General features: G+C 59.3%; 20 protein-coding genes and 1 riboswitch. Of the genes, 9 read left to right on the plus strand and 11 right to left on the minus strand.

The features are described from left to right. Positions 1-43: 43 nt before the first annotated feature. The 3 genes from ACTWLJ_RS09105 to ahcY form a co-directional block, all read right to left on the minus strand. Positions 44-856 (minus strand): substrate-binding periplasmic protein, encoded by an 813-nt coding sequence (locus ACTWLJ_RS09105; protein WP_401213706.1) that lies wholly within the window; start codon positions 854-856, stop codon positions 44-46. Positions 857-1,002: 146 nt separating this feature from the next. Next, positions 1,003-1,848 (minus strand): methylenetetrahydrofolate reductase [NAD(P)H], encoded by an 846-nt coding sequence (gene metF / locus ACTWLJ_RS09110; protein ID WP_401213709.1) that lies wholly within the window; start codon positions 1,846-1,848, stop codon positions 1,003-1,005. 159 nt (positions 1,849-2,007) lie between these two features. Next, positions 2,008-3,417 carry an adenosylhomocysteinase gene (gene ahcY, locus ACTWLJ_RS09115; protein WP_401213711.1) on the minus strand — a complete coding sequence of 470 codons (1,410 nt, stop codon included), beginning with the start codon at positions 3,415-3,417 and terminating at the stop codon, positions 2,008-2,010. A 23-nt stretch (positions 3,418-3,440) separates the two neighbouring features. After that, positions 3,441-3,540: riboswitch (S-adenosyl-L-homocysteine riboswitch) on the minus strand. Positions 3,541-3,738: 198 nt separating this feature from the next. On the opposite strand from ahcY, the gene ACTWLJ_RS09120 reads away from it, so the two are divergent. Together ACTWLJ_RS09120 and ACTWLJ_RS09125 are read left to right on the plus strand one after the other, a co-directional pair. Then, complete coding sequence (locus ACTWLJ_RS09120) at positions 3,739-4,146, plus strand: acyl-CoA thioesterase (protein ID WP_016984776.1); 408 nt, start codon at positions 3,739-3,741, stop codon at positions 4,144-4,146. 173 nt (positions 4,147-4,319) lie between these two features. Further along, a complete protein-coding gene (locus ACTWLJ_RS09125) occupies positions 4,320-5,201 on the plus strand; it encodes a formate/nitrite transporter family protein (RefSeq protein ID WP_445180607.1) in 882 nt (293 codons plus the stop codon). A gap of 2 nt (positions 5,202-5,203) precedes the next feature. Here the strand turns inward: ACTWLJ_RS09125 and ACTWLJ_RS09130 are convergent, their stop codons facing one another. Both ACTWLJ_RS09130 and ACTWLJ_RS09135 read right to left on the minus strand, forming a co-directional pair. Further along, positions 5,204-6,493 carry a cation:dicarboxylate symporter family transporter gene (locus ACTWLJ_RS09130; RefSeq protein WP_445180608.1) on the minus strand — a complete coding sequence of 430 codons (1,290 nt, stop codon included), beginning with the start codon at positions 6,491-6,493 and terminating at the stop codon, positions 5,204-5,206. A 35-nt stretch (positions 6,494-6,528) separates the two neighbouring features. Then, a complete protein-coding gene (locus ACTWLJ_RS09135) occupies positions 6,529-6,942 on the minus strand; it encodes a VOC family protein (RefSeq protein ID WP_445180609.1) in 414 nt (137 codons plus the stop codon). A 91-nt stretch (positions 6,943-7,033) separates the two neighbouring features. On the opposite strand from ACTWLJ_RS09135, the gene ACTWLJ_RS09140 reads away from it, so the two are divergent. After that, entirely contained in the window at positions 7,034-7,894 is an 861-nt protein-coding gene (locus ACTWLJ_RS09140) for a LysR family transcriptional regulator (RefSeq protein WP_445180610.1), read from the plus strand. A gap of 7 nt (positions 7,895-7,901) precedes the next feature. Here the strand turns inward: ACTWLJ_RS09140 and ACTWLJ_RS09145 are convergent, their stop codons facing one another. Beyond that, positions 7,902-9,137 carry a cation:proton antiporter gene (locus ACTWLJ_RS09145; RefSeq protein ID WP_445180611.1) on the minus strand — a complete coding sequence of 412 codons (1,236 nt, stop codon included), beginning with the start codon at positions 9,135-9,137 and terminating at the stop codon, positions 7,902-7,904. A gap of 272 nt (positions 9,138-9,409) precedes the next feature. Here ACTWLJ_RS09145 and ACTWLJ_RS09150 point away from each other — a divergent pair, with 272 nt between their 5' ends. Together ACTWLJ_RS09150 and ACTWLJ_RS09155 are read left to right on the plus strand one after the other, a co-directional pair. After that, complete coding sequence (locus ACTWLJ_RS09150) at positions 9,410-10,243, plus strand: EamA family transporter (protein ID WP_401213719.1); 834 nt, start codon at positions 9,410-9,412, stop codon at positions 10,241-10,243. 39 nt (positions 10,244-10,282) lie between these two features. Further along, on the plus strand, positions 10,283-10,666 hold the full coding sequence (locus ACTWLJ_RS09155) for an MAPEG family protein (protein WP_445180612.1): 384 nt from the start codon (positions 10,283-10,285) through the stop codon (positions 10,664-10,666). Between the two features lie 139 nt (positions 10,667-10,805). Here the strand turns inward: ACTWLJ_RS09155 and mltA are convergent, their stop codons facing one another. Beyond that, entirely contained in the window at positions 10,806-11,990 is a 1,185-nt protein-coding gene (gene mltA, locus ACTWLJ_RS09160) for a murein transglycosylase A (RefSeq protein ID WP_445180613.1), read from the minus strand. 128 nt (positions 11,991-12,118) lie between these two features. On the opposite strand from mltA, the gene ACTWLJ_RS09165 reads away from it, so the two are divergent. Beyond that, positions 12,119-12,568, plus strand: a complete 450-nt coding sequence (locus tag ACTWLJ_RS09165; protein WP_401213726.1) for a c-type cytochrome — start codon at positions 12,119-12,121, stop codon at positions 12,566-12,568. Between the two features lie 184 nt (positions 12,569-12,752). Here the strand turns inward: ACTWLJ_RS09165 and ACTWLJ_RS09170 are convergent, their stop codons facing one another. The 4 genes from ACTWLJ_RS09170 to ACTWLJ_RS09185 form a co-directional block, all read right to left on the minus strand. After that, the gene (locus ACTWLJ_RS09170) at positions 12,753-13,148 is read right to left on the minus strand and encodes a DUF1090 domain-containing protein (RefSeq protein ID WP_445180614.1); all 396 of its coding nucleotides are present in this window, start codon (positions 13,146-13,148) and stop codon (positions 12,753-12,755) included. A 96-nt stretch (positions 13,149-13,244) separates the two neighbouring features. Beyond that, positions 13,245-14,912 carry an NAD-dependent DNA ligase LigB gene (gene ligB, locus ACTWLJ_RS09175; RefSeq protein WP_445180615.1) on the minus strand — a complete coding sequence of 556 codons (1,668 nt, stop codon included), beginning with the start codon at positions 14,910-14,912 and terminating at the stop codon, positions 13,245-13,247. A 147-nt stretch (positions 14,913-15,059) separates the two neighbouring features. Further along, positions 15,060-16,250, minus strand: a complete 1,191-nt coding sequence (gene metK, locus ACTWLJ_RS09180; protein ID WP_445180616.1) for a methionine adenosyltransferase — start codon at positions 16,248-16,250, stop codon at positions 15,060-15,062. An 18-nt stretch (positions 16,251-16,268) separates the two neighbouring features. After that, the gene (locus ACTWLJ_RS09185; RefSeq protein ID WP_445180617.1) at positions 16,269-17,264 is read right to left on the minus strand and encodes an ArsR/SmtB family transcription factor; all 996 of its coding nucleotides are present in this window, start codon (positions 17,262-17,264) and stop codon (positions 16,269-16,271) included. Between the two features lie 271 nt (positions 17,265-17,535). On the opposite strand from ACTWLJ_RS09185, the gene tkt reads away from it, so the two are divergent. From tkt to ACTWLJ_RS09200, 3 genes are all read left to right on the plus strand, one after another. Beyond that, complete coding sequence (gene tkt / locus ACTWLJ_RS09190; protein WP_445180618.1) at positions 17,536-19,533, plus strand: transketolase; 1,998 nt, start codon at positions 17,536-17,538, stop codon at positions 19,531-19,533. Positions 19,534-19,684: 151 nt separating this feature from the next. Beyond that, a complete protein-coding gene (gene epd, locus ACTWLJ_RS09195) occupies positions 19,685-20,737 on the plus strand; it encodes an erythrose-4-phosphate dehydrogenase (RefSeq protein WP_401213743.1) in 1,053 nt (350 codons plus the stop codon). Positions 20,738-20,749: 12 nt separating this feature from the next. Further along, the gene (locus tag ACTWLJ_RS09200; protein ID WP_401213745.1) at positions 20,750-21,913 is read left to right on the plus strand and encodes a phosphoglycerate kinase; all 1,164 of its coding nucleotides are present in this window, start codon (positions 20,750-20,752) and stop codon (positions 21,911-21,913) included. Position 21,914: the final 1 nt, after the last annotated feature.

Here is a 21,914-nt window from a genome sequence, read left to right on the forward strand (position 1 = left end):
CCGGGCGTGAGCCTGGCGGGAACGCCGGAGTATAACAGAGCAATCACTGCGCGCTGCTTTCCTGCTGCTCAACGGTTTTACTGTTGGCCGATGCATTGCCCAGCGGCGCGACGCCTGCGGGAGCCGCACCATAGCGTGCGCTGAGCTCGGCATACGCCGGTTCGCGCTTGAAACGTTTTAGTTCTGCGCCGAAACGCTGCACCAGCAAATCCATCCCGGCATTGCGTCGAACTGCCAGATACTGGCTTTGACGGCTAATGACCATCGGGTTTTCGGTGATTTGATCGCGGATATCCAGCTGATCGAGCAAGTGCTGACCAACACGGCGATCAGTGATCAGCAAGTCGATACGTCCACGCACCAGTTTTCCGAAGTTGGCTTCGTGGGTCGGCGCGGGCTCGCGGGTGAACAAGGTCGATTGACTGAAGTCGGGGCTGTACAGATAACCCGGTGAAGTGCCGATAGTCAGGCCCTTTAAATCTTCGAGCTTGCTGAAGGGGTGTGGTCGGTCGTTGGCGTAGAACATCACGAATTCGACGTCCGACAGCGGTTCGACAGGGTAGAGCAGGGTGGCGTCGCGTTCATCGCTGTGAAAAATATCCAGCGCGCCGTCGGCCTGGCCGGTTTCGAGCATCGACAGGCAGCGCTTCCACGGCAGGAATTGCCATTCGACTTCGATCCCCAGGCGCTTGAATACGACGGCAGTGGTTTCGTAGTCGAGCCCGAGGTTTTTGCCGCCCTCTTCGTACACGTAAGGGGCCCATGGCTCGGTGACAATACGCAACTTCTCGCCCCGAGCGGCGAAGCTCAGGCAAGCAAAAACCAGCACGGCGAATAACTGCGTGATCAAAGGCATGGCTTGAGATTACGACGAGAAATGCGAAAGAGCCAGAAAGTGCCTGCAGAAGCTCTGTTTCGGGCGTTAAAAGCAAAAGATCGCAGCTACGAAACCCCTGTAGGAGCTGCCGAAGGCTGCGATCTTTTGATCTTTCTTTGCGACTTTTAGCGCGGCAACTTCAGGTTATTCCAGATCGCCAGGCTAGGTTCGGCCTGGTTCATGGAATAGAAGTGCAGCCCAGGTGCGCCGCCCTGCAACAAGCGTTCGCACATTTCGCTGACCACTTGCTCACCGAAACGCTGAATGCTTTGCGTGTCATCGCCGTAGGCTTCCAGTTGCTTGCGAATCCAGCGCGGAATTTCCGCACCGCAGGCATCGGAGAAACGCGCAAGCTTGCTGTAGTTGGTGATCGGCATGATCCCCGGCACGATTGGCGTATCGATGCCCAGCGCCTGCAAACGGTCGACAAAGTAGAAGTAGCTGTCGGCGTTGAAGAAGTACTGGGTGATCGCGCTGTCGGCGCCGGCCTTGGCCTTGCGCACGAAGTTGGCGAGATCGTCTTCGTAGTTGCGCGCTTGCGGATGCATCTCCGGGTAAGCGGCAACTTCGATGTGGAAATGATCGCCGGTTTCTTCACGAATGAATTCAACCAGTTCATTGGCGTGACGCAGCTCACCGCTGGTCATGCCCATGCCGGACGGCAGGTCGCCACGCAGGGCAACGATGCGCTTGATGCCGGCAGCCTTGTACTCGTTCAGCAGGCCGCGCAGGTCGTCCTTGCTGTCGCCGACGCACGACAGGTGCGGTGCGGCGGGAATTTTGACTTCGCTTTCCAGCTGCAAAACGGTGTTGAGGGTGCGATCACGGGTCGAACCACCAGCGCCATAGGTGCAGGAGAAGAAATCAGGATTGTACGTTGCCAGCTGACGGGCAACGTTGAGCAGCTTTTCATGCCCAGCATCGGTCTTGGTCGGGAAGAACTCGAAGCTGTAGCGACGGTCTTGGGACATGGTCATACCCTTGGAAACAAGAACCTTCGAGGCGCTGCAGTCCCATGTGGGAGCGAGCCTGCTCGCGAAGGCGGTGAGTCAGACAACATGGGTGCTGAATGATAGACCGCCTTCGCGAGCAAGCTCGCTCCCACAGGGAGAGCGAGCAATCAGCGCCTGTTAGTAGCGGTAAGCGTGCGGCTTGAACGGGCCTTCGACGGTTACGCCGATGTAGTCAGCCTGTTGCTTGGTCAGTTGAGTGACCACGCCGCCGAAGCCGCGAACCATTTCCAGAGCCACTTCTTCGTCGAGTTTCTTCGGCAGAACTTCTACGGTCAGGCGCTCGGCTTTCTGGGCTGGCGACAGGTCGGCGTACTTCTGGCCGAACAGGAAGATCTGCGCCAGAACCTGGTTGGCGAACGAACCGTCCATGATGCGGCTCGGGTGACCTGTGGCGTTGCCCAGGTTCACCAGACGGCCTTCGGCCAGCAGGATCAGGTAGTCGTCGTTCTGAGCGTCGAAAGCGCCCGGGCCGGTACGGTGAATCTTGTGTACCTGTGGCTTCACTTCTTCCCATGCCCAGTTCTTGCGCATGAAAGCGGTGTCGATTTCGTTGTCGAAGTGACCGATGTTGCAGACAACGGCGCGCTTCTTCAGGGCTTTGAGCATGTTCGAGTCGCAAACATTGACGTTACCAGTGGTGGTCACGATCAGGTCGATCTTGCCCAGCAGTGCTTTGTCGATGCTTGCTTCGGTGCCGTTGTTGATGCCGTCGATGAATGGCGAAACCAGTTCAAAGCCGTCCATGCAGGCTTGCATGGCGCAGATCGGGTCAACTTCGGAGACTTTGACGATCATGCCTTCCTGACGCAGGGACTGGGCCGAACCCTTGCCCACGTCACCGTAACCGATGACCAGCGCTTGCTTGCCGGACAGCAGGTGGTCGGTGCCGCGCTTGATTGCGTCGTTCAGGCTGTGACGGCAGCCGTACTTGTTGTCGTTCTTCGACTTGGTAACCGAGTCGTTGACGTTGATGGCCGGGATTTTCAGCTCGCCCTTGGCCAGCATGTCCAGCAGACGGTGTACGCCGGTGGTGGTTTCTTCGGTCACGCCGTGAACGCGGTCCAGAACCTGTGGGTACTTGTCGTGCAGCAACTGGGTCAGGTCGCCGCCGTCGTCGAGGATCATGTTGGCAGCCCATGGCTGGCCGTCTTTCAGAATGGTTTGCTCCAGGCACCACTCGTACTCTTCTTCAGTTTCGCCTTTCCAGGCGAAAACCGGGATACCGGCAGCAGCGATAGCGGCAGCGGCCTGATCCTGAGTCGAGAAGATGTTGCACGACGACCAGCGAACTTCGGCACCCAGGGCAACCAGGGTTTCGATCAGTACGGCAGTCTGAATGGTCATGTGGATGCAGCCGAGGATCTTCGCGCCTTTCAACGGCTGCTCGCCGGAGTACTTGCGACGCAGACCCATCAGAGCTGGCATTTCCGACTCGGCGATGATGGTTTCGCGACGGCCCCAGGCAGCCAGGGACATGTCGGCAACTTTGTAATCGGTAAAATCTGCAGGCGTGATAACAGCGCTCATGAAGAGCCTCCATTCGTAATGTATGCGAATGGGCGCCGTTGTGCGTTTAGTGTCCGGCTTAGTGCCAGTCAACGCCCCATCCGAGCCTGACAGGTTGAACCTGCTGCAGCGCCCCTCGGACAGGTGGCGGGAAAACGGTATCAATTGAAGATGACCGTTTTGAAACGGTGGCGATTATAGCCGTCTAGACTGATCTTCCAAAGGGTTTCTGTCGGCCAGATGAAGATCGTTAATCGCGACCATAGTCGAAGCCGCATGGAGCATGACCGCTCAGTCTGCCAAGATACCGTCCATCGTTCGGCAAGACACTCAGGAGTGAAGATGAATTTCCACACCCGCAAATGGGTAAAACCCGAAGACCTCAACCCCAACGGCACGCTGTTCGGCGGTAGCCTGTTGCGCTGGATCGACGAAGAAGCGGCGATCTACGCCATCGTCCAGTTGGGCAATCAGCGCGTGGTGACCAAGTACATTTCCGAAATCAACTTCGTCAGCGCCTCGCGCCAGGGCGACATCATCGAACTGGGCATCACCGCCACCGAGTTCGGCCGCACCTCGATCACCCTGACCTGCGAAGTGCGCAACAAGATCACGCGCAAGAGCATTCTGACGGTCGAGAAAATGGTCTTCGTCAATCTGGGCGAAGACGGCCTGCCGGCACCGCATGGGCGGACCGAGATCAAGTACGTCAAAGACCAGTTTCAGGAAGATGAACTCGTCACCAAGTGACATCGGCGGCGCGTCCTTCGCGAGCAAGCTCGCTCCCACAGGAACCGCGCAATCCCTGTGGGAGCGAGCTTGCTCGCGAAAGCGGTTTTGCAGTCATCGAAGATTTACCCGCCTACTGAACAGCTGTGAACGGCGGGGGTCGTAGCTAAAAGCCCCCCACCGGTTCCCACGCCATGACCACCCCCACCGACGGCAAGACCCCCGACCTCTCGGCCAAAGAGCAGCACGAAGTCGAGAAAAGCCAGCCGCCCCGTGCGGCGGTGCTGCACGAAATCATCCGCACCCAGGGCGATCAGGAACTGGAGCGCAGCATTGCTGCGTTGTGGTGGTCGGCGCTCGCGGCAGGGCTGACCATGGGCCTGTCGCTGATGGGCATGGGTCTGCTCAATTCACGTCTGCCTGAGGGTGACGAGTTCAAGGTGATCGCCAGTTTCGGCTACTGCGCAGGCTTTCTCGCGGTGATTCTCGCCCGTCAGCAATTGTTCACCGAAAACACCCTGACCGCGGTTCTGCCGGTCATGACCAAACCGACGTTAGGCAATTTCGGCCGGCTGATCCGCCTGTGGACGGTGGTGCTGTTCGGCAACCTGTGCGGCACGATTCTCGTGGCTTACGTGATGCTCAAGTTGCCGATCTTCGACAGCAAGACCGATCTGGCTTTCCTCGAAATCGGTCGCAAGGTCATGGAGAACCACGCCAGTCAGATGTTCGCCAAGGGCATCGTCTCCGGGTGGATGATCGCCACGATGGTCTGGATGATCCCATCGATGGAAAGCGCAAAGATGTGGATCATCATCCTCATCACTTATCTGATGGCGCTCGGCGACTTCACCCACATCGTCGTCGGCTCGGCAGAGGTGTCATATCTGGTGTTTGCCGGCGAGTTGCCGTGGAGTGATTTCTGGCTGGTGTTCGCAGGTCCCACGCTGGCCGGGAACATCATTGGCGGCAGCTTCATTTTCGCCCTGATCAGCCACGCGCAGATCCGCAGCGAAAGCGGGGCGCCGAATACCGACAAGCCCCGCGTGGATCAGTCCGACAATAAAGATGATTAGTTTCAGGCCTTGAATGGCGGAGCGGCCAGTTCAGTCGGGGCGTCGCTGGTCGGTGCCTTCAGTTGACCCTCCCAGCGAGCGATGACCAGCGGTGCGAGGGCATTACCCAGCACGTTAAGCGCGGTAACCGGCATGTCCATCAGGCGGTAAACCCCGGCGATGATCGCCACGCCCTCGACTGGCAAACCGGCCGCCGTCAGCGTCGCGGTGAGGATGATGAACATGAAGCCAGGCACGCCCGCCGCACCTTTTGACGTCAGTACCATGATCAGCACCAGCATCGCCTGATCAGCCAGGCTCAGGTCGATGCCGTAGGCCTGTGCGATGAACAGTGTGCCCAGTGCGGCAAAAAGCGCGGCGCCATCCAGATTGAACGAATAGCCCAAGGGGATGACCATGCTGGTGATCGAACGGGGTGCGCCATAACGCTCCATTTTCTCGATCAGTTGCGGCATCACCGTTGCCGATGCTGCGCTGCTGTAAGCCAATAGCAGTTCGCTACGGATCTCACGCACCAAGTGGAAAAATCTGATGCCGGCCATTCGCGCCACAACCCCCAACACACACAGCGCAAACAGCAACACCGCGACATAGGTGATGCCGATCAGTTTGGCCAGGGGCAACAAGGCGCTGAGACCGAAACTGGCCACGGTGACGCCGATCAGCCCGAAGATCCCGATGGGCGAGTAATGCATGACCAGATGCGTCACTTTGAACATGGTGTCGGAAATCGCCTGCATGACCGCGACCAATGGCGCCTTCTGCTGCGCCGGCAGCATCGACAGGGCGCAGCCGAACAGGATGGCGAAAAACAGCACAGACAGTAGCTTGCCCTGGGACATGGCCAGGACGATGTTGTCCGGCACGATGTTGACCAGCGTCTGGCCAAGGTTCTGCGTTGCTGCGCTGGAGGCGAGACCCGTTACCGGAGTTTGCAGCGTGCTGGCGAAGTCTGCGCCGGCACCCGGCTGAAACACGTTGCCGACTATCAAGCCGAATACGATGGCGATGCTGGTGATGGTAAAGAAGTAAACAAACGTCTTGATGCCGACTCGGCCCAGCGCTTTGGTGCTGCCTGCTCCGGCAATGCCCACGGTCATGCAGGCAAAAACCAGCGGCACGACGATCATCTTCATCAGCTTGATGAACAGATCGCCTGCCGGTTGCAGCAGATTGTCGATGAACCAGGTCTTGTGCTCGGGAAACTGATTGAGAAGGATGCCGACGATCACGCCGGCGATCAGTCCGATCATGATGCGTACGACCAGGCTGACGGGTTTCTTGGTGGTCATGGTGTGCCCCTTTTTATTGTGTTTGTTGGGGGAAATCAGCTTGCGAACAAACCGTCAAAATCCTTGAAGCCTTTGACTTCAATCGGGTTGCCGCTGGGGTCGAGAAAAAACATCGTGCGTTGCTCGCCGGGTTCTCCGGCGAAGCGGATCACCGGCGCAATTTCGAACCGAGTGCCGAGTCGGGTCAGCCGGTCGGATAGCTCCAGCCACTCATCCAGTGGCAACACCACGCCCAGATGTGGCATCAACACTTTGTGTTCTCCAACCTGCCCGGTACGGGTGGTGGGAAAGGGTGTGCCGAGGTGCAGCGAGAGTTGATTGCCGAAAAAATCGAAGTCGATCCACGTTTCGGCGCTTCGACCTTCGGTGCAGCCCAACACATCTCGATAAAAAATCCGCGCCTGTTCCAGGTCGCAAACGTGATATGCAGCGTGAAAGGGTCTGTTCATGTGATCTACCTGAGTGAAGGAGCAGTCAGGGTAAGCAGGCCGTATGGCGAGGTAAAACCGCTTCGCCTTGTTCTGAGCGAAAGGAAAACTTATGGATATACGGTTCCTGAAAAGTCTGGTCGCAGTGGTTGAGACCGGTTCGATTGCGGCGGCTGCACGGCGAGAAAATCGCACGGCGGCCGCGATCAGTCAGCGTGTCCAGGCGCTGGAGCGAACGCTCGGTTGTACGCTGCTGTTGCGTACGGCGCACGCGGTGCAACCGTCGGATCAGTGCCTGCTGCTGATGCCGAAAATTCGCGCACTCATTGAGCAGGCCCAGGCCCTGCAAAACGATTCGAGTCACGACGGGCTTACCGGAGAAGTGAAGATCGGCGCGATATCGACGGCGCTGACCGGGGTGTTACCGGGGCTGATCGAACGGTTGGCACTGTCCGCACCAGAGTTGAAGTTGAAGATCACACCGGGCGACTCGAGAAGCCTCTACGAGAAAGTCCTGACGGGTGAGCTGGACGCGGCGATTCTGGTAAAGCCTCCATTCCAGCCACCAAAATCACTGGCGCTGGTGTTGCTCAAGGCTGAACCGTTGATCCTGATCGCCCCGGCCGCGCAGGCCGGGCAGCCTCTTGAAAGGCTGGTGCGCAAGCAGCCGTTCATTCGCTATGACGCTCGGTCGTGGGGAGGGCAGATTGCTCAGCGCTTTCTGGATGAGCACGCTATCGAGCCGCAACTTCTGTGTGAGCTGGATGCGCTGGAGACCATTGTCATGCTGGTAGCGCAAGGCATGGGAGTATCGCTGGTGCCGCAGTGGGTCGGGATGCCACAGGAGGGATTGTGTGTTTTGCCAGTCGATGACGCACTGCGTTATTCACGGGAACTGGTGGTCATGCACAGCTCGACACCGCACCGCCCATTGGCGATGCGGCATCTGCTCGGATTGCTGAGTAGTCGCTAGCGCAGCCTCAGGACTGGCTGGTTACGTGGCGAACCACTCGGCCAATGGTCAGACCTTGCAACAGGATCGACGACAGCACCACGATGTAAGTGATGCTCAGGATCAGATCGCGTTCCGGGCCCAGCGGCAAGGCCAGCGCCAGTGCCACCGAGACACCACCGCGCAAGCCGCCCCAGGTCAACACGCGGATGGTGCCGCGCGGCACCGTGCGCCAGCGTCGCAGCAGGACAATCGCCGGGGCCACGGTGAGCAGGCGCGAGAGCAGAATCGCCAACGCCAGCAGACCCGCCGCCGCCACATGCAGCCAGTTGAACGGCAGCAGCAACAGCTCCATGCCGATCAGCGCAAACAACAGCGCATTGAGCATGTCATCGAGCAACTCCCAAAAACCGTCGAGGTATTTGCGGGTCATGTCGTTCATCGCCAGGTTGCGCCCCAGGTTGCCGATGATCAGACCGGCGACCACCATCGCAATCGGTGCCGAGACGTGCAACTCGCTGGCCATCGCCGAGCCGCCGATCACCAGCGCCAGGGTCAGCATCACTTCGATCTGGTGCTGCTCGATGCTCTTGATCATCAGGTACACCAGATAACCGATCAGCCCGCCGAACAGCACGCCGCCAATTGCTTCGTGGGCGAACAGCATGGCCGTGGCGCTGACGGTCGGGGTTTCGCCGAGTTGGGCGATGCCCAGCAGTACGGTGAACACCACAACAGCGGTGCCGTCGTTGAACAGCGATTCACCAACGATGGTGGTCTTCAGCGGCTTCGAAGCATTGGCAGTACGCAACACGCCGAGTACCGCAATCGGGTCGGTCGGGGAAATCAGCGCGCCGAACAACAGGCAGTAGAGGAAGCTCACGTGCCAGCCGAACAGGGCAAAGATGTAGTAAGCGAGGCTGCCGATTACGGCTGTGGCGATCAATACACCGAAAGTCGCGAGCAGGCCGATGGGCCAGCGATAGCTGCGCAGGTCATTCAGGTTGACGTGCAGCGCGCCGGCGAACAGCAGGAACGAGAGCATCCAGTTCATCAGCAGATCGCCAAAGTCGATCTGGCCGATCAGTTGCTGCACGCGCTCTTCGAGGCCGGGGTAGCCGATGAAGCTCAGGCCTTGCAGCAGCAGGGAGAACATCAGTGCAGTGACCATCACACCGATGGTCGGCGGCAGGCCGATGAAGCGGAAGTTCACGAACGTGAGGAGGGTGGTGAGGCAGATAAAAGCGGCGACGAGTTCAAGCATCCGGGGTCCTTTGGATGGTGAGTGAAAAGAGTGCACCGATGTTTGGGCGCAAGGGTTTGATGGGCTGGCTCAAGCTAAGGACACATGATCTCCCTCGCCACAGGTGAGTGGGCGCCTACATTGACCACAGCCACGCCTCGGCGTTGCAGAGATTGAATGTTCTGGATCTCGGTAGGTAGTCTTGGCGGTACTCTTTGTTTTTTGAACATCAAAGAGTTTCAGCCTGCGGCACCGTCAACATCAGACGTGTGAAAAATAATAAGGAGTGGGTCGTGCTTGCAACGGGGTTGGTACTGGTGGCGGCGCTGTTGCATGCGGCGTGGAATACCTTGATCAAGTTCAGCGCCGAACGGCTGCTGGTGGTGGCGTGCATGGACACCGTGGCGCTGCTGTTTGTCGCCGTCGCACTGCCGTTCGTGAACTTGCCACCCGTGGAAATCTGGCCGTGGATTCTGGCTTCAGCGGCGTTCGAACTGCTGTATCGCTATTTGCTGATTCAGGCTTACCGGGTTGGCGATCTGGGGCTCGTCTATCCGCTGATGCGCGGACTCTCGCCACTGGTGGTGCTGGCGCTGACCTTGATCTTCGCCGGCGAAGTGCTCACCACGCAGCAGATCTTCGGCATCATGCTGATCCCGTTCGGCATGGCTTGCCTGCTTTGGCAGGGCGGCGGCGGAAAGCATTTGCCATGGACGATGCTGCCGGTGGTGGCGCTGATCGGGCTGTGCATCGGCTGTTACACCTACATCGATGGTCAGGCCTTGCGGCGCTGGTCGCATCCGCTGGATTACCTGGTCTGGGTCACGCTGCTCAGCGCCTGGCCGTTTCCGTTGCTGGCATGGGTCGCCAAACGCCCGGCGTTCCTGCAGTTCTGGCGTGAGCAATGGCGTCTGGGGCTGGCGGTCGGGTTCTGCGTGTTGTTCAGCTACGCTCTGGTGCTGTGGGCGATGCAACTGGGCTCGATTGCCGAAGCGGCGGCATTGCGCGAGATCAGCGTGATTCTGGTGGTGCTGTTCGGCATGCGTTACCTGAAAGAACCTTTTGGCAGGCCACGGCTCTTAGCCTGTGGGCTGGTGTTGATCGGCATACTGATAATGAAGTTCTGACGGCCCGCGAATTCTATAACTCGAAAAAAGGATGGCGTTATGACGGTGGCTCTGTGGTGTGTGTTGATCGCGATCTTTTTGCCGTATGTGTGTACGGGCGTGGCCAAGGCTGTGGGTGGTTACCGGCTGAGTGACAACCATGATCCTCGGGATTTTCTGGAAAGCCTGAACGGTCTGGCTCGACGGGCGCATGCGGCGCAACTGAACAGTTTTGAAGTGATGCCGGCATTTGCGGCGGCGGTGCTTGTCGCGCACCTGGTAGGAACCGCGCAGTTGGTGACGGTCAATGTGCTGGCGGTGCTGTTTATCACCAGTCGCCTGCTCTACATCATTTGCTATCTGGCGGACTGGGCGGTTGCGCGTTCGCTGGTGTGGTTTGTCGGGATGGGGTTGATCATCAGTTTCTTTGTGGTGTCAGCCTGATTCACGGGTGTTGCGGCTGGCCTCTTCGCGGGCAAGCCCGCTCCCACAGGGTTCTTGGCTTACACATAATTTGTGCTCACCTTCGAAACCTGTGGGAGCGGGCTTGCCCGCGATAGCTATCTGACTACCGAAGCTGATCTCAAGGGGTAGTCTTTACTGCATCCGCCACCTGCGGCACTTGCGGCAGCGCTGCGCCTTTAGGCCAGAGCATCCAGATTTGTCCCTGCTGCTTCATGTCCCCGGCCAGTTGCCCGGCTGCATCGCCAGTGCCCCAGAACAGATCCGCGCGAACTTCACCAGCAATCGCGCCGCCAGTGTCCTGCGCCGCTACCGGGCGAACCAAAGCGGTGCCATCCGGGCGAGTGGTCGACAGCCACAACAGGCTGCCCAACGGAATCACCTTGCGATCCACCGCTGCGCTATAACCAGCGGTCAGCGGCACGTTCAGTGAGCCGCGCGGGCCTTCGTTGCTGTCCGGGTTACGGGTGAAGAATACGTAGCTCGGATTGCTGCCCAGCAGTTCCGGGATGCGCGCCGGATTGGCCTTGGCCCAGTTGCTGATCGCGCCCATGGTCACGTCTTCTTTTTTCAGCTCGCCCTGTTCCACCAGCCAGCGACCGATTGGTCGATATGGGTGGCCGTTCTGGTCGGCATAGGCGATCCGCAGTTGTTTTCCGTCTTTCGTCTGGATTCGCCCGGAACCCTGAATTTGCAGGAATTGCAGGTTCATCGGGTCGGTGAGGTAGGCAACCACCGGCGCTTTTATCCCTTTGGACTCAATGGTCGCTGCGTCGTCATAAGGTTTGAGCACCCGACCTTCAAGGCGTCCGCGCAGGCGCTTGCCTTTCAGCTCGGGATAAATGCTGTCGAGCGAGACAATGATCATGTCTTCCGGCACGCCGTAAACCGGAACGTTCGCGGTTTCAGTTGGCGTCAGGCTGCCTGGATAGACCGGTTCGTAGTAACCGGTGATCAGACCGCTCGGGTTGTCGTTTTCGGCGCGCAGGCCAAAGACATCAAGGTTCTGCTTTAGAAAGGCGCGGATCTCGTTGGCGCTCTGCGGCACATTGGCCGCTGCCGCGCAGGTGCCGCCCCAGATCTGATCAGCCTTGAGTCGGGTGCAGGCGCTGCGCCATGAGCCGAAACCGGCCACCAGATCGCTGTCGGAAACTGCCGGCAGAGCTTCCCACGTTGCGCTGGAATAAGTCGCCAATGCGTGGGTTTTCGGCTTGGCGCTGTCGCCACCGGTGCAGCCGGCGAGAATCGCCAGCAACGGCAGGGTTGCGAGCAGTGGATGGTGCCAGGCCTTGAAGCGGCTGTTCATGGAGTAATTCCTGTGTCGGTTGCCGAAGTGCTCCATGCGCTCAAGCAACCCGTATTTTTAATAGGGCTATTGGTGTTTTCCGGTGACGCGAGGATACTGGCCGCCGAATTCCGTGACCTGAAGCCACCATGACTCTTAAAAGAATTTCTGTTGTATTGCTGGCCTGTCTGACCTTGTCCGCCTGCGGCGGTGTCGATCCGAATTCCCCTTTGGGTCAACGCAAGGCGATCTTCAAACAAATGCTCAAGACCGGTGAAGACCTAGGCGGCATGTTGCGCGGACGCATTCCGTTCGACGGGCCGAAATTCGCCGAGGGTGCGGTGAAACTCGATGCTCTGTCGCATGAGCCGTGGAAGCATTTCCCGCAGGTGCGCGAAGAAGATCACACCAGCGCCAAGGACGCTGTCTGGTCGCGACAGGCACGTTTTCAGGAAATGGCCCGCAATCTTGAAGCGGCCACCGGTGAATTGGTGATCGCCAGCAAGGTTCAGCCTTACAAGGCCAGCAACCTGGGGCCTGCGGTGCAGAAAGTCGAAGATGCCTGCAGTGCCTGCCATAAAGAGTTTCGCGACCACTGAGTGTCTGTGACTGAGTAACTGTGGCGAGGGAGCTTGCTCCCGCTGGGTTGCGAAGCAGCCCCAAAACCATTCAACCGATTTGTTTCAGGTAATTCCGGTCAACTGGTTTTGCGACGGCTGCGCCGCCGAGCGGGAGCAAGCTCCCTCGCCACAGGAAAGCCTTTGATCTCAAACAATCAGTGGCTTACTTGTCGATTTCATCCAGCGCGTCCTGCAGTTCCTTGCGCGACTCGGCGAGCTTGTCCTTACGCTTGTTGATCTTGTCGGCATCGCCTTTCTTCATGGCTTTGTCGAGATCAGCCTGGCGCTTGCTCACTTCGTGCTTGGCGTCGAGGACCTTGTTCTCGCGTTCCTTTTTCAGGCCGGCGTCGGTGCAATTCTTGTTGACCGCGTCCAGCGCTGCTTCCAGACCTGCCTGCTGATCGGCGTTGCCGCGCGACTTGGCTTGTTCGATCTGGTTGATGATGCCCTGCTTCTTGGCTGCGCAGCCGGTCAGTCCCGGGGCGTCTTCGTCGGCCATCACCGGAGCGGCCAGGACGCCACAAAGAGTCAGCAGGGCAAGTGGTGCGAGAAATTTCATAAAAGCTCCATGTGCAAAGGCAATCGGGTCGGTGGGGCACTGCGCTGTTGGAGCGCTTGGCGGCCCTTGGGTTCCCGGCTGCCGGGGATTGCGTATTCAGAAACCGTCGATTCCGGCGGCACGTAAGGTTTCACTCAGGGCCAGCACCTGCGGGTCGCGGAAGAATGCGCTCAATTGCGCCGCGCGGCCCGGGCCGATACCGGCTTCTGCCTGCCATTGTTCGGTGTCGCGTTGTACCAGCGTCTGCCACGAATCGCTGAGTATTGCCTGACCTGTGGGCGGCAAGCCCAGCGCTTTCAACCATTGAGCAAATGGCCGTTGGCGGACGCTGTGAAAACTGTGAATCAGGCGGGCGCTGCTGCGCTCGCCGAAGCCAGCAATGTTAGCAAGCTCTGGCTCATCGAGGGTCAACCAATCCAGCAGGTTGTTCAGGCGGCCTGTTTCCAGAAGTTTCTCCCAGGTACCGCGCCCGACATGTGGCATTGCCAGCCCTTGCTTGCCGCCAAGCCAGGTCAGGCGGGCGAGAAACTGGCTTTTGCAGTCTGGCGTTGGTTGCCAGCAACTCAAGGCATGGAAGTCACTGGCGTTCGGGATGTTCATGTCTGCACGTTCAGTCGTGCGCAATACGACGCTATCAAGGCGCGGGATGGTCAGGCCCGCGAGGCTGATCGCGACTTGATCACCGGGGCGGATGTCCATTTCCTGCCAGCGCTTTATCGAACTGACGCTGACACGCTTGATCTGCCGGTCATCGAGCGTGACCGGTGCCAACTCCAGCACCGGGGTAATGCGCCCGGTGCGACCGATCTTGAAGTTGATGCTGCGTACGTCGGCCAATGCCTGGGCAAACGGGTATTTCCAGGCAATGGCCCAGTAAGGTGGGCGCGCCTGCCAGCGCTCGGCTACCGGTCTTTGGTTTTGGCGCAGAACAATTCCATCGCTGGCGAAGGGCAGTGGCGAGCGATACCAGTGATCGCGCCGCTGCTGCGCGTCTGCAAGATTGCTGACGGGGTGGCTGTAGGCTTCAGTCGAAGCGAAGCCCAGCATCGTCAGGGTCGAAATCCGTTCAGGCAGATTGTCCGGGCCTTCCGGCCAGTCCCAGACGAATAACCCGATGCCTGCGGCTTGTTCGGCATTCAGGGTTTTGCGCCCCATCAGTCCGGCGATGGTGGCGCGGGCGTTGACGCTGCCTGAGCGGGCCTGAACATGCTCGTTCAAGCGCCAATAGAGTTCGCCCTGCACCAGCAAGTCCAGCGGTTGCGTCAGCCGTTGAGGGATGGCGCCGATCTTTTTTACCGATGCGCTCCAGTCCTGTCCCTTGATTCCGTCACCGCGACTGATCGCCTGCTGCAACAAACCGCCGCGATAAATCAGCGTCACCGCAACGCCGTCTACTTTGGGCTGGGCCCAGATATCCTCGCGGGTTCGAAGCCACGCTTCGACGGCTGCTGCGTCGTGGATTTTTTCCAGGCCGGTATGGGCGATGGGGTGTGCGATAGGGCCTGCTGCCGTGCGCAACGGTTCGGATGCCGATGGCAGATTGAAACACTGACGCCATTCGATCAGGCGTGTTCGGGACTGATCGTAGAGTTCATCGGCGATCAGGGAGCGGCCCTCGCGGTGATAGGCATCGTCCCATTGGTTGATCTGGTTTTGCAGGGCGGTGATTTCACGCTTTGCCTGAAAAGGAGACCAGTCTGGACAGTTGGCATGGCTGATCAGGCTGGTGAGGCTTAATAGTAGAACTGACAACAAACGCAGCATCGTGAGCGTCCTTGCTCAGGGGTGATGCTTGCAGGCTAGGTCAGAATTCCGGGGTGGGCTGGAAGGTGTTTTGCGAGGTGTTTCCCAGACGTGAAAAAGCCCCGCACGGCGCTAACCGTGCGGGGCTTTTTGTGTCGCCGGGGAGTCTTACAGGCCAGCAGCAGTACGCAAAGCGTCGGCGCGGTCGGTTTTTTCCCAGGTGAACGTGGTGAAAGTATCGTCGCCCACAGTCTTGGTCTGCGGAGTACGACCGAAGTGGCCGTAAGCTGCAGTTTCTTTGTACATCGGGTGCAGCAGATCAAGCATGGTGGTGATTGCGTATGGACGCAGGTCGAACACTTCACGTACCAGTTTGACGATTTTGTCGTCGCTGATCTTGCCGGTGCCGAAGGTGTTCAGCGAGATCGAAGTAGGCTGGGCCACACCGATCGCGTAGGAAACCTGAATCTCGCAGCGCTCGGCCAGGCCGGCAGCAACGATGTTCTTGGCAACATAACGGCCAGCGTAGGCAGCCGAACGGTCAACCTTCGATGGATCTTTGCCGGAGAACGCGCCGCCGCCGTGACGGGCCATGCCGCCGTAGCTGTCGACGATGATCTTGCGACCGGTCAGACCGCAGTCACCTACCGGGCCGCCAATGATGAACTGGCCGGTCGGGTTGATGTGGAACTGGGTGTCTTTGGTCAGCAGTTCGGCAGGCAGCACGTGCTTGACGATCAGCTCCATCACGCCTTCGCGCAGGTCGTTGTACGACACTTCAGGGTTGTGCTGGGTCGACAGCACCACGGCGTCGATACCGACAACCTTGCCGTTTTCGTAACGGCAAGTCACCTGGGACTTGGCGTCTGGACGCAGCCAAGGCAGCAGGCCGGATTTACGGGCTTCGGCCTGGCGCTGCACCAGCTGGTGCGAGAAGGTGATCGGTGCTGGCATCAGCACGTCGGTTTCGTTGCTGGCGTAGCCGAACATCAGGCCCTGGTCGCCGGCGCCCTGATCTTCAGGCTTGGCACGGTCAACACCCTGGTTGATGTCAGGGGACTGCTTGCCGATGATGTTCATCACGCCGCAGGTCGCGCCGTCGAAGCCGACGTCGGAGCTGGTGTAGCCGATGTCGGTGATCACGTCACGAACGATCTGCTCCAGGTCAACCCAGGCCGAAGTGGTGACTTCGCCAGCGATGATTGCCACGCCGGTTTTCACCAGGGTTTCGCACGCCACGCGGGCGAACTTGTCTTCAGCAATGATGGCGTCCAGCACCGCATCGGAAATCTGGTCGGCGATTTTGTCCGGATGTCCTTCAGACACGGACTCGGAGGTGAAGAGGGAGTATTCGCTCATCTCGATGTTTTCCTGAATTTACCGATGGTGAGTGTCGCCAGTCGGTCGCTGAAAGTGGCGAACCTGGATCTGGAAACCATTACGTAAGCCTACATAGAGGCTTTCCCCGGGAACGAGTCCCGCAGCGGTGGCCCAACGGGCCAAATCGTCCTGTTCAAACCCCAACCACAGATCACCGCAGGCCTCCCTGGCCCAACTCTGGTTGTGGCTACATAACTCTGTCACGAGCAGACTACCGCCCGGTTGCAGCAGGTCGGCCATGTGCTTGAGCGCATCGGCCGGCGCGGCGAAATGGTGCAAGACCATGTTCAGCACCACGCAATCGGCCTGAAGGCTTGTGCCGTTCAGTGCATCGGCCAATTGCAGGCTGACGTTAATCAGCCGTTCACGTTCGCAAACCTGACGTGCCAGTTCGAGCATCGCCGGGCTGTTGTCCAGCGCGGTCACGGTGGCGAAGCGGCGCGCCAGTTCCGGCAGAAAAGCGCCGTCGCCGGGGCCGACTTCGATGGCCGTGGCAGCACCATTGAAGTTCAGTTTATCGAGCAGGGCCAGCACGCTTTCGCGGTACTGCGGCAGGCCGGCAATCAGGTCTTGCTGGGCGCGAAATTTCTCCGCCACCCGTGCGAAAAAGTCCTGGCTGGCCGCCTCACGTTGCCCGTGTACCTGGGCGATTCGCGCCTGGACGTCGTCTGGCAGCGTCAGATTGTCGACTTCTTCTAACAATGCGGCGTGCAGCTTGCCGCCGAGAATTTCGGTGTGGGGCAGGGCGCGACGATAAAAAATCGCGTTGCCTTCACGGCGCGTCGCCACCAGGTCGGCCTGGGCCAGCACTTTAAGGTGGTGACTCATGCCGGACTGACCGATACCGAAAATCTGCGCCAGTTCCAGTACGCCAAACGAATCGTTGGCCAGTGCGCGCAATACATTCAGCCGCAGCGGATCACCGCCGGCCTTGCACAGGGCCGCCAGCTCGTCGCAGTCGTCATGGCGAATGGAAGGCACACGTAAGTTCATAGGGCTGGCAGTCTAGTGACGGCTCGAAAGCATCGCAAGGCCAATATCAAAAAGTTTTGATATTGCTCGATAAATGGCACTTCTCACTGGCTGGTTAACTCTACAAACGAACAGCGGAAAGGTTTCATCAGTCGAAACCGTCGTTATCCATTGGAAAAACGCCGGCAGATGACTATCTGTCATTGCCCCGAGGCGTCCCGGTGAGGGAAAATGCTCGCCTTTTTTCCGTTTCGATTTTTCACTCTGTTTCACAACTCCCAGGAGATCAGCGATGCCTAGCCGTCGTGAGCGTGCCAACGCCATTCGTGCCCTCAGCATGGATGCCGTGCAAAAAGCCAACAGCGGCCATCCCGGTGCCCCAATGGGTATGGCGGATATCGCCGAAGTGCTTTGGCGCGACTACCTCAAGCACAACCCGAGCAATCCATCGTTTGCCGACCGCGACCGCTTCGTGCTGTCCAACGGCCACGGCTCGATGTTGATCTACTCGCTGCTGCACCTGACCGGTTACGACCTGTCGATCGAAGACCTCAAGCAGTTCCGTCAACTGCACAGCCGCACTCCGGGTCACCCGGAATTGGGCTACACCCCGGGCGTCGAGACCACCACCGGTCCACTGGGTCAGGGCCTGGCCAACGCTGTGGGTTTCGCTCTGGCAGAAAAAGTCATGGCGGCACAGTTCAACCGCCCAAGCCACAACATCGTTGACCACCACACCTATGTGTTCCTGGGTGATGGCTGCATGATGGAAGGCATTTCTCACGAAGTCGCTTCCCTGGCCGGTACTTTGGGTCTGGGCAAGCTGATCGCTTTCTACGATGACAACGGCATCTCCATCGACGGCGAAGTCGAAGGCTGGTTCACCGATGACACGCCGAAGCGTTTTGAAGCCTACAACTGGCAAGTGATCCGCAACGTTGACGGTCACGACCCGGAAGAGATCAAGACCGCCATCGAGACCGCTCGCAAGAGCCCGCTGCCGACCCTGATCTGCTGCAAGACCACCATCGGTTTCGGTTCGCCGAACAAGCAGGGCAAAGAAGACTGCCACGGCGCCCCGCTGGGTGACGCGGAAATCGCTCTGACCCGCAAGGCACTGAACTGGAATTACGGCCCGTTCGAAATCCCGGCCGACATCTATGCCGAATGGGACGCCAAGGAATCCGGTCGCGCTGTTGAAGCCGAATGGGATCAGCGTTTCGCTGCCTACTCCGCTGCGTTCCCGACCGAAGCCAACGAGCTGATCCGTCGTCTGAGCGGCGAGTTGCCGGCTGACTTCGCTGAAAAAGCCTCGGCCTACATCGCTGAAGTTGCTGCCAAGGGCGAAACCATCGCCAGCCGTAAAGCCAGCCAGAACACCCTGAACGCTTTCGGCCCGATGCTGCCGGAACTGCTCGGCGGTTCGGCTGACCTCGCCGGTTCCAACCTGACCTTGTGGAAAGGTTGCAAAGGCGTCAGCGCTGAAGACGCCAGCGGCAACTACATGTACTACGGCGTGCGCGAATTCGGCATGACCGCAATCATGAACGGCGTTGCTCTGCACGGCGGTCTGGTGCCTTACGGCGCGACCTTCCTGATGTTCATGGAATATGCGCGCAACGCGGTGCGTATGTCCGCACTGATGAAGCAGCGCGTGATCCACGTCTACACCCACGACTCCATCGGTCTGGGCGAAGACGGCCCGACGCACCAGCCGATCGAGCAACTGACCAGCCTGCGCACCACGCCGAACCTCGACACCTGGCGCCCAGCCGATGCCGTTGAATCGGCAGTGGCCTGGAAAAACGCTCTGGAGCGCAAGGACGGCCCATCGGCGCTGATCTTCTCGCGTCAGAACCTGCAGCACCAGGAACGTGATGCCGGCCAGATCGCCGACATCAGCCGTGGTGGTTACGTGCTGAAAGACTGCGCGGGCGAGCCTGAGCTGATCCTGATCGCAACCGGTTCGGAAGTGGGCCTGGCGGTTCAGGCTTTCGACAAACTGACCGAGCAAGGTCGCAAGGTGCGTGTGGTTTCCATGCCGTGCACCAGCGCCTTCGACGCTCAGGAAGCTGGCTACAAGCAAGCCGTTCTGCCGTTGCAGGTCAGCGCACGTATCGCCATTGAAGCGGCTCACGCTGACTTCTGGTTCAAGTACGTGGGCCTGGAAGGTCGCGTGATCGGCATGACCACCTACGGTGAGTCGGCGCCGGCTTCGGCATTGTTCGAAGAGTTCGGTTTCACCCTGGAAAACATCCTGGGTCAGGCTGAAGAACTGCTGGAAGACTGATCCAGAAAAGATGTCGTCTGAGCTGACGCCTTCGCGAGCAAGCTCGCTCCCACAGGGTTATGCACTGCCCATGTGGGAGCGAGCTTGCTCGCGAAAGCGATGGTTCGGGCAACATCGCACTACCTGATTCACCACGGTAATCGAGAACCCCATGCCTCAACCGCGTCCTTACAAAGTTGCACTCAACGGCTACGGCCGGATTGGTCGTTGCGTCTTGCGTGCGTTGTTTGAGCGAGGCGAGAAAGCCGGGTTTGAAATTGTCGCGATCAACGATCTGGCGGACATGGCCAGCATCGAATACCTGACACGCTTCGACTCCACCCACGGCCGGTTCCCCGGCGAAGTGCGTGTTGACGGCGATTGTCTGCATATTAATGGTGATTGCGTGAAGGTCCTGCGCAGTGCCACCCCCGAAGGCATCGATTGGGCGTCGCTGGGCGTCGATCTGGTGCTGGAATGTTCCGGTGCCTACAACACTCGTGAAGACGGCCAGCGGTTTCTCGACGCCGGCGCGCCACGGGTGCTGTTCTCACAGCCGATGGCCAGCGAGGCGGATGTCGACGCCACCATCGTCTACGGCGTCAATCAGGATTGCCTGACCGGCGACGAACTGCTGGTCTCCAACGCCTCCTGCACCACCAACTGCGGCGTGCCGCTGTTGCGCCTGCTGGACAAGGCGATTGGCCTGGATTACGTGTCGATCACCACGATTCACTCGGCGATGAACGATCAGCCGGTAATCGACGCCTATCACCACGAAGACCTGCGCCGCACCCGTTCGGCGTTTCAGTCGGTGATCCCGGTGTCCACCGGTCTGGCGCGCGGTATCGAACGCCTGCTGCCGGAACTTGCCGGACGAATTCAAGCCAAAGCCGTACGCGTGCCGACGGTCAACGTGTCCTGCCTCGACATCACGATGCAGACCGCCACGGCGACCGACGCCAATGAGGTCAACCGGATTCTGCGTGAGGCTGCCACCAGCGGCCCGCTCAAAGGCCTGCTGGCCTATACCGAGTTGCCGCACGCTAGCTGTGATTTCAACCATGACCCACATTCGGCCATCGTCGATGCCAGTCAGACCCGTGTTTCCGGCCCAAAACTGGTGAACATCCTGGCCTGGTTCGACAACGAATGGGGTTTTGCCAACCGAATGCTGGACGTTGCAGAACACTATCTGCAAACAGCAACTTCAAAAAAACCGTAGGAAGTGCGACCCATGACCGTGTTGAAGATGTCCGACCTCGATCTGCAAGGTAAGCGCGTATTGATCCGCGAAGACCTCAACGTCCCAGTCAAGGACGGTGTTGTCACCAGCGATGCGCGTATCCTGGCTTCGCTGCCGACCATCAAGCTGGCCCTGGAAAAAGGTGCGGCCGTCATGGTTTGCTCGCACCTTGGCCGTCCGACCGAAGGCGAGTTCTCCGCCGAGAACAGCCTCAAGCCAGTCGCCGATTACCTGAGCAAGGCTCTGGGTCGTGAAGTGCCGCTGGTGGCCGATTACCTGGGCGGCGTTGACGTCAAGGCCGGCGACATCGTGCTGTTCGAAAACGTGCGCTTCAACAAGGGCGAGAAAAAGAACGCTGACGAACTGGCCCAGCAATACGCCGCCCTGTGCGACGTGTTTGTGATGGACGCTTTCGGCACCGCTCACCGCGCCGAAGGTTCGACCCACGGCGTGGCCAAGTTCGCCAAAGTCGCTGCTGCTGGCCCGCTGCTCGCCGCTGAACTGGACGCATTGGGCAAAGCCCTGGGCGCTCCGGCGCAACCGATGGCTGCCATCGTTGCCGGCTCCAAGGTGTCGACCAAACTCGACGTGCTGAACAGCCTGAGCCAGATCTGCGATCAACTGATCGTTGGTGGCGGCATTGCCAACACTTTCCTCGCCGCTGCCGGTCACCCGGTCGGCAAGTCGCTGTACGAGCCGGATCTGCTGGACACCGCTCGCGCCATCGCCGCCAAGGTCAGCGTGCCGCTGCCAGTGGATGTGGTTGTTGCCAAGGAGTTCGCCGAAACCGCTGAAGCCACCGTCAAGCTGATCGCTGATGTGGCAGCCGATGACATGATTCTGGACATCGGCCCGCAGACCGCAGCGAACTTCGCTGAACTGCTGAAATCGTCGAAGACCATTCTGTGGAACGGTCCGGTCGGCGTGTTCGAGTTCGACCAGTTCGGTAACGGCACCAAGGTGCTGGCCAAGGCTATCGCCGACAGCTCGGCATTCTCGATTGCCGGCGGTGGCGACACTCTGGCCGCCATCGATAAATATGGCGTGTCCGAGCAAATCTCCTACATTTCCACCGGTGGTGGCGCGTTCCTCGAATTCGTCGAAGGTAAAGTGCTGCCAGCCGTTGAAGTCCTGGAAAGCCGGGCCAAGGCCTGAG

It is taken from the genome of Pseudomonas sp. McL0111, from assembly GCF_052567255.1.

Bases quoted from the DNA above. Each gene is read 5' to 3' on its own strand.
- ACTWLJ_RS09135 (WP_445180609.1), bottom strand. From the start codon at position 6,942: ATGAACAGACCCTTTCACGCTGCATATCACGTTTGCGACCTGGAACAG.
- ACTWLJ_RS09130 (WP_445180608.1), bottom strand. From the start codon at position 6,493: ATGACCACCAAGAAACCCGTCAGCCTGGTCGTACGCATCATGATCGGA.
- ACTWLJ_RS09105 (WP_401213706.1), bottom strand. From the start codon at position 856: ATGCCTTTGATCACGCAGTTATTCGCCGTGCTGGTTTTTGCTTGCCTG.
- epd (WP_401213743.1), top strand. From the start codon at position 19,685: ATGCCTCAACCGCGTCCTTACAAAGTTGCACTCAACGGCTACGGCCGG.
- ahcY (WP_401213711.1), bottom strand. From the start codon at position 3,417: ATGAGCGCTGTTATCACGCCTGCAGATTTTACCGATTACAAAGTTGCC.
- ACTWLJ_RS09185 (WP_445180617.1), bottom strand. From the start codon at position 17,264: ATGAACTTACGTGTGCCTTCCATTCGCCATGACGACTGCGACGAGCTG.
- tkt (WP_445180618.1), top strand. From the start codon at position 17,536: ATGCCTAGCCGTCGTGAGCGTGCCAACGCCATTCGTGCCCTCAGCATG.
- ACTWLJ_RS09140 (WP_445180610.1), top strand. From the start codon at position 7,034: ATGGATATACGGTTCCTGAAAAGTCTGGTCGCAGTGGTTGAGACCGGT.
- ACTWLJ_RS09170 (WP_445180614.1), bottom strand. From the start codon at position 13,148: ATGAAATTTCTCGCACCACTTGCCCTGCTGACTCTTTGTGGCGTCCTG.
- metK (WP_445180616.1), bottom strand. From the start codon at position 16,250: ATGAGCGAATACTCCCTCTTCACCTCCGAGTCCGTGTCTGAAGGACAT.
- ACTWLJ_RS09155 (WP_445180612.1), top strand. From the start codon at position 10,283: ATGACGGTGGCTCTGTGGTGTGTGTTGATCGCGATCTTTTTGCCGTAT.
- ACTWLJ_RS09145 (WP_445180611.1), bottom strand. From the start codon at position 9,137: ATGCTTGAACTCGTCGCCGCTTTTATCTGCCTCACCACCCTCCTCACG.
- ACTWLJ_RS09120 (WP_016984776.1), top strand. From the start codon at position 3,739: ATGAATTTCCACACCCGCAAATGGGTAAAACCCGAAGACCTCAACCCC.
- ACTWLJ_RS09165 (WP_401213726.1), top strand. From the start codon at position 12,119: ATGACTCTTAAAAGAATTTCTGTTGTATTGCTGGCCTGTCTGACCTTG.
- ACTWLJ_RS09125 (WP_445180607.1), top strand. From the start codon at position 4,320: ATGACCACCCCCACCGACGGCAAGACCCCCGACCTCTCGGCCAAAGAG.
- metF (WP_401213709.1), bottom strand. From the start codon at position 1,848: ATGTCCCAAGACCGTCGCTACAGCTTCGAGTTCTTCCCGACCAAGACC.
- ACTWLJ_RS09200 (WP_401213745.1), top strand. From the start codon at position 20,750: ATGACCGTGTTGAAGATGTCCGACCTCGATCTGCAAGGTAAGCGCGTA.
- mltA (WP_445180613.1), bottom strand. From the start codon at position 11,990: ATGAACAGCCGCTTCAAGGCCTGGCACCATCCACTGCTCGCAACCCTG.
- ligB (WP_445180615.1), bottom strand. From the start codon at position 14,912: ATGCTGCGTTTGTTGTCAGTTCTACTATTAAGCCTCACCAGCCTGATC.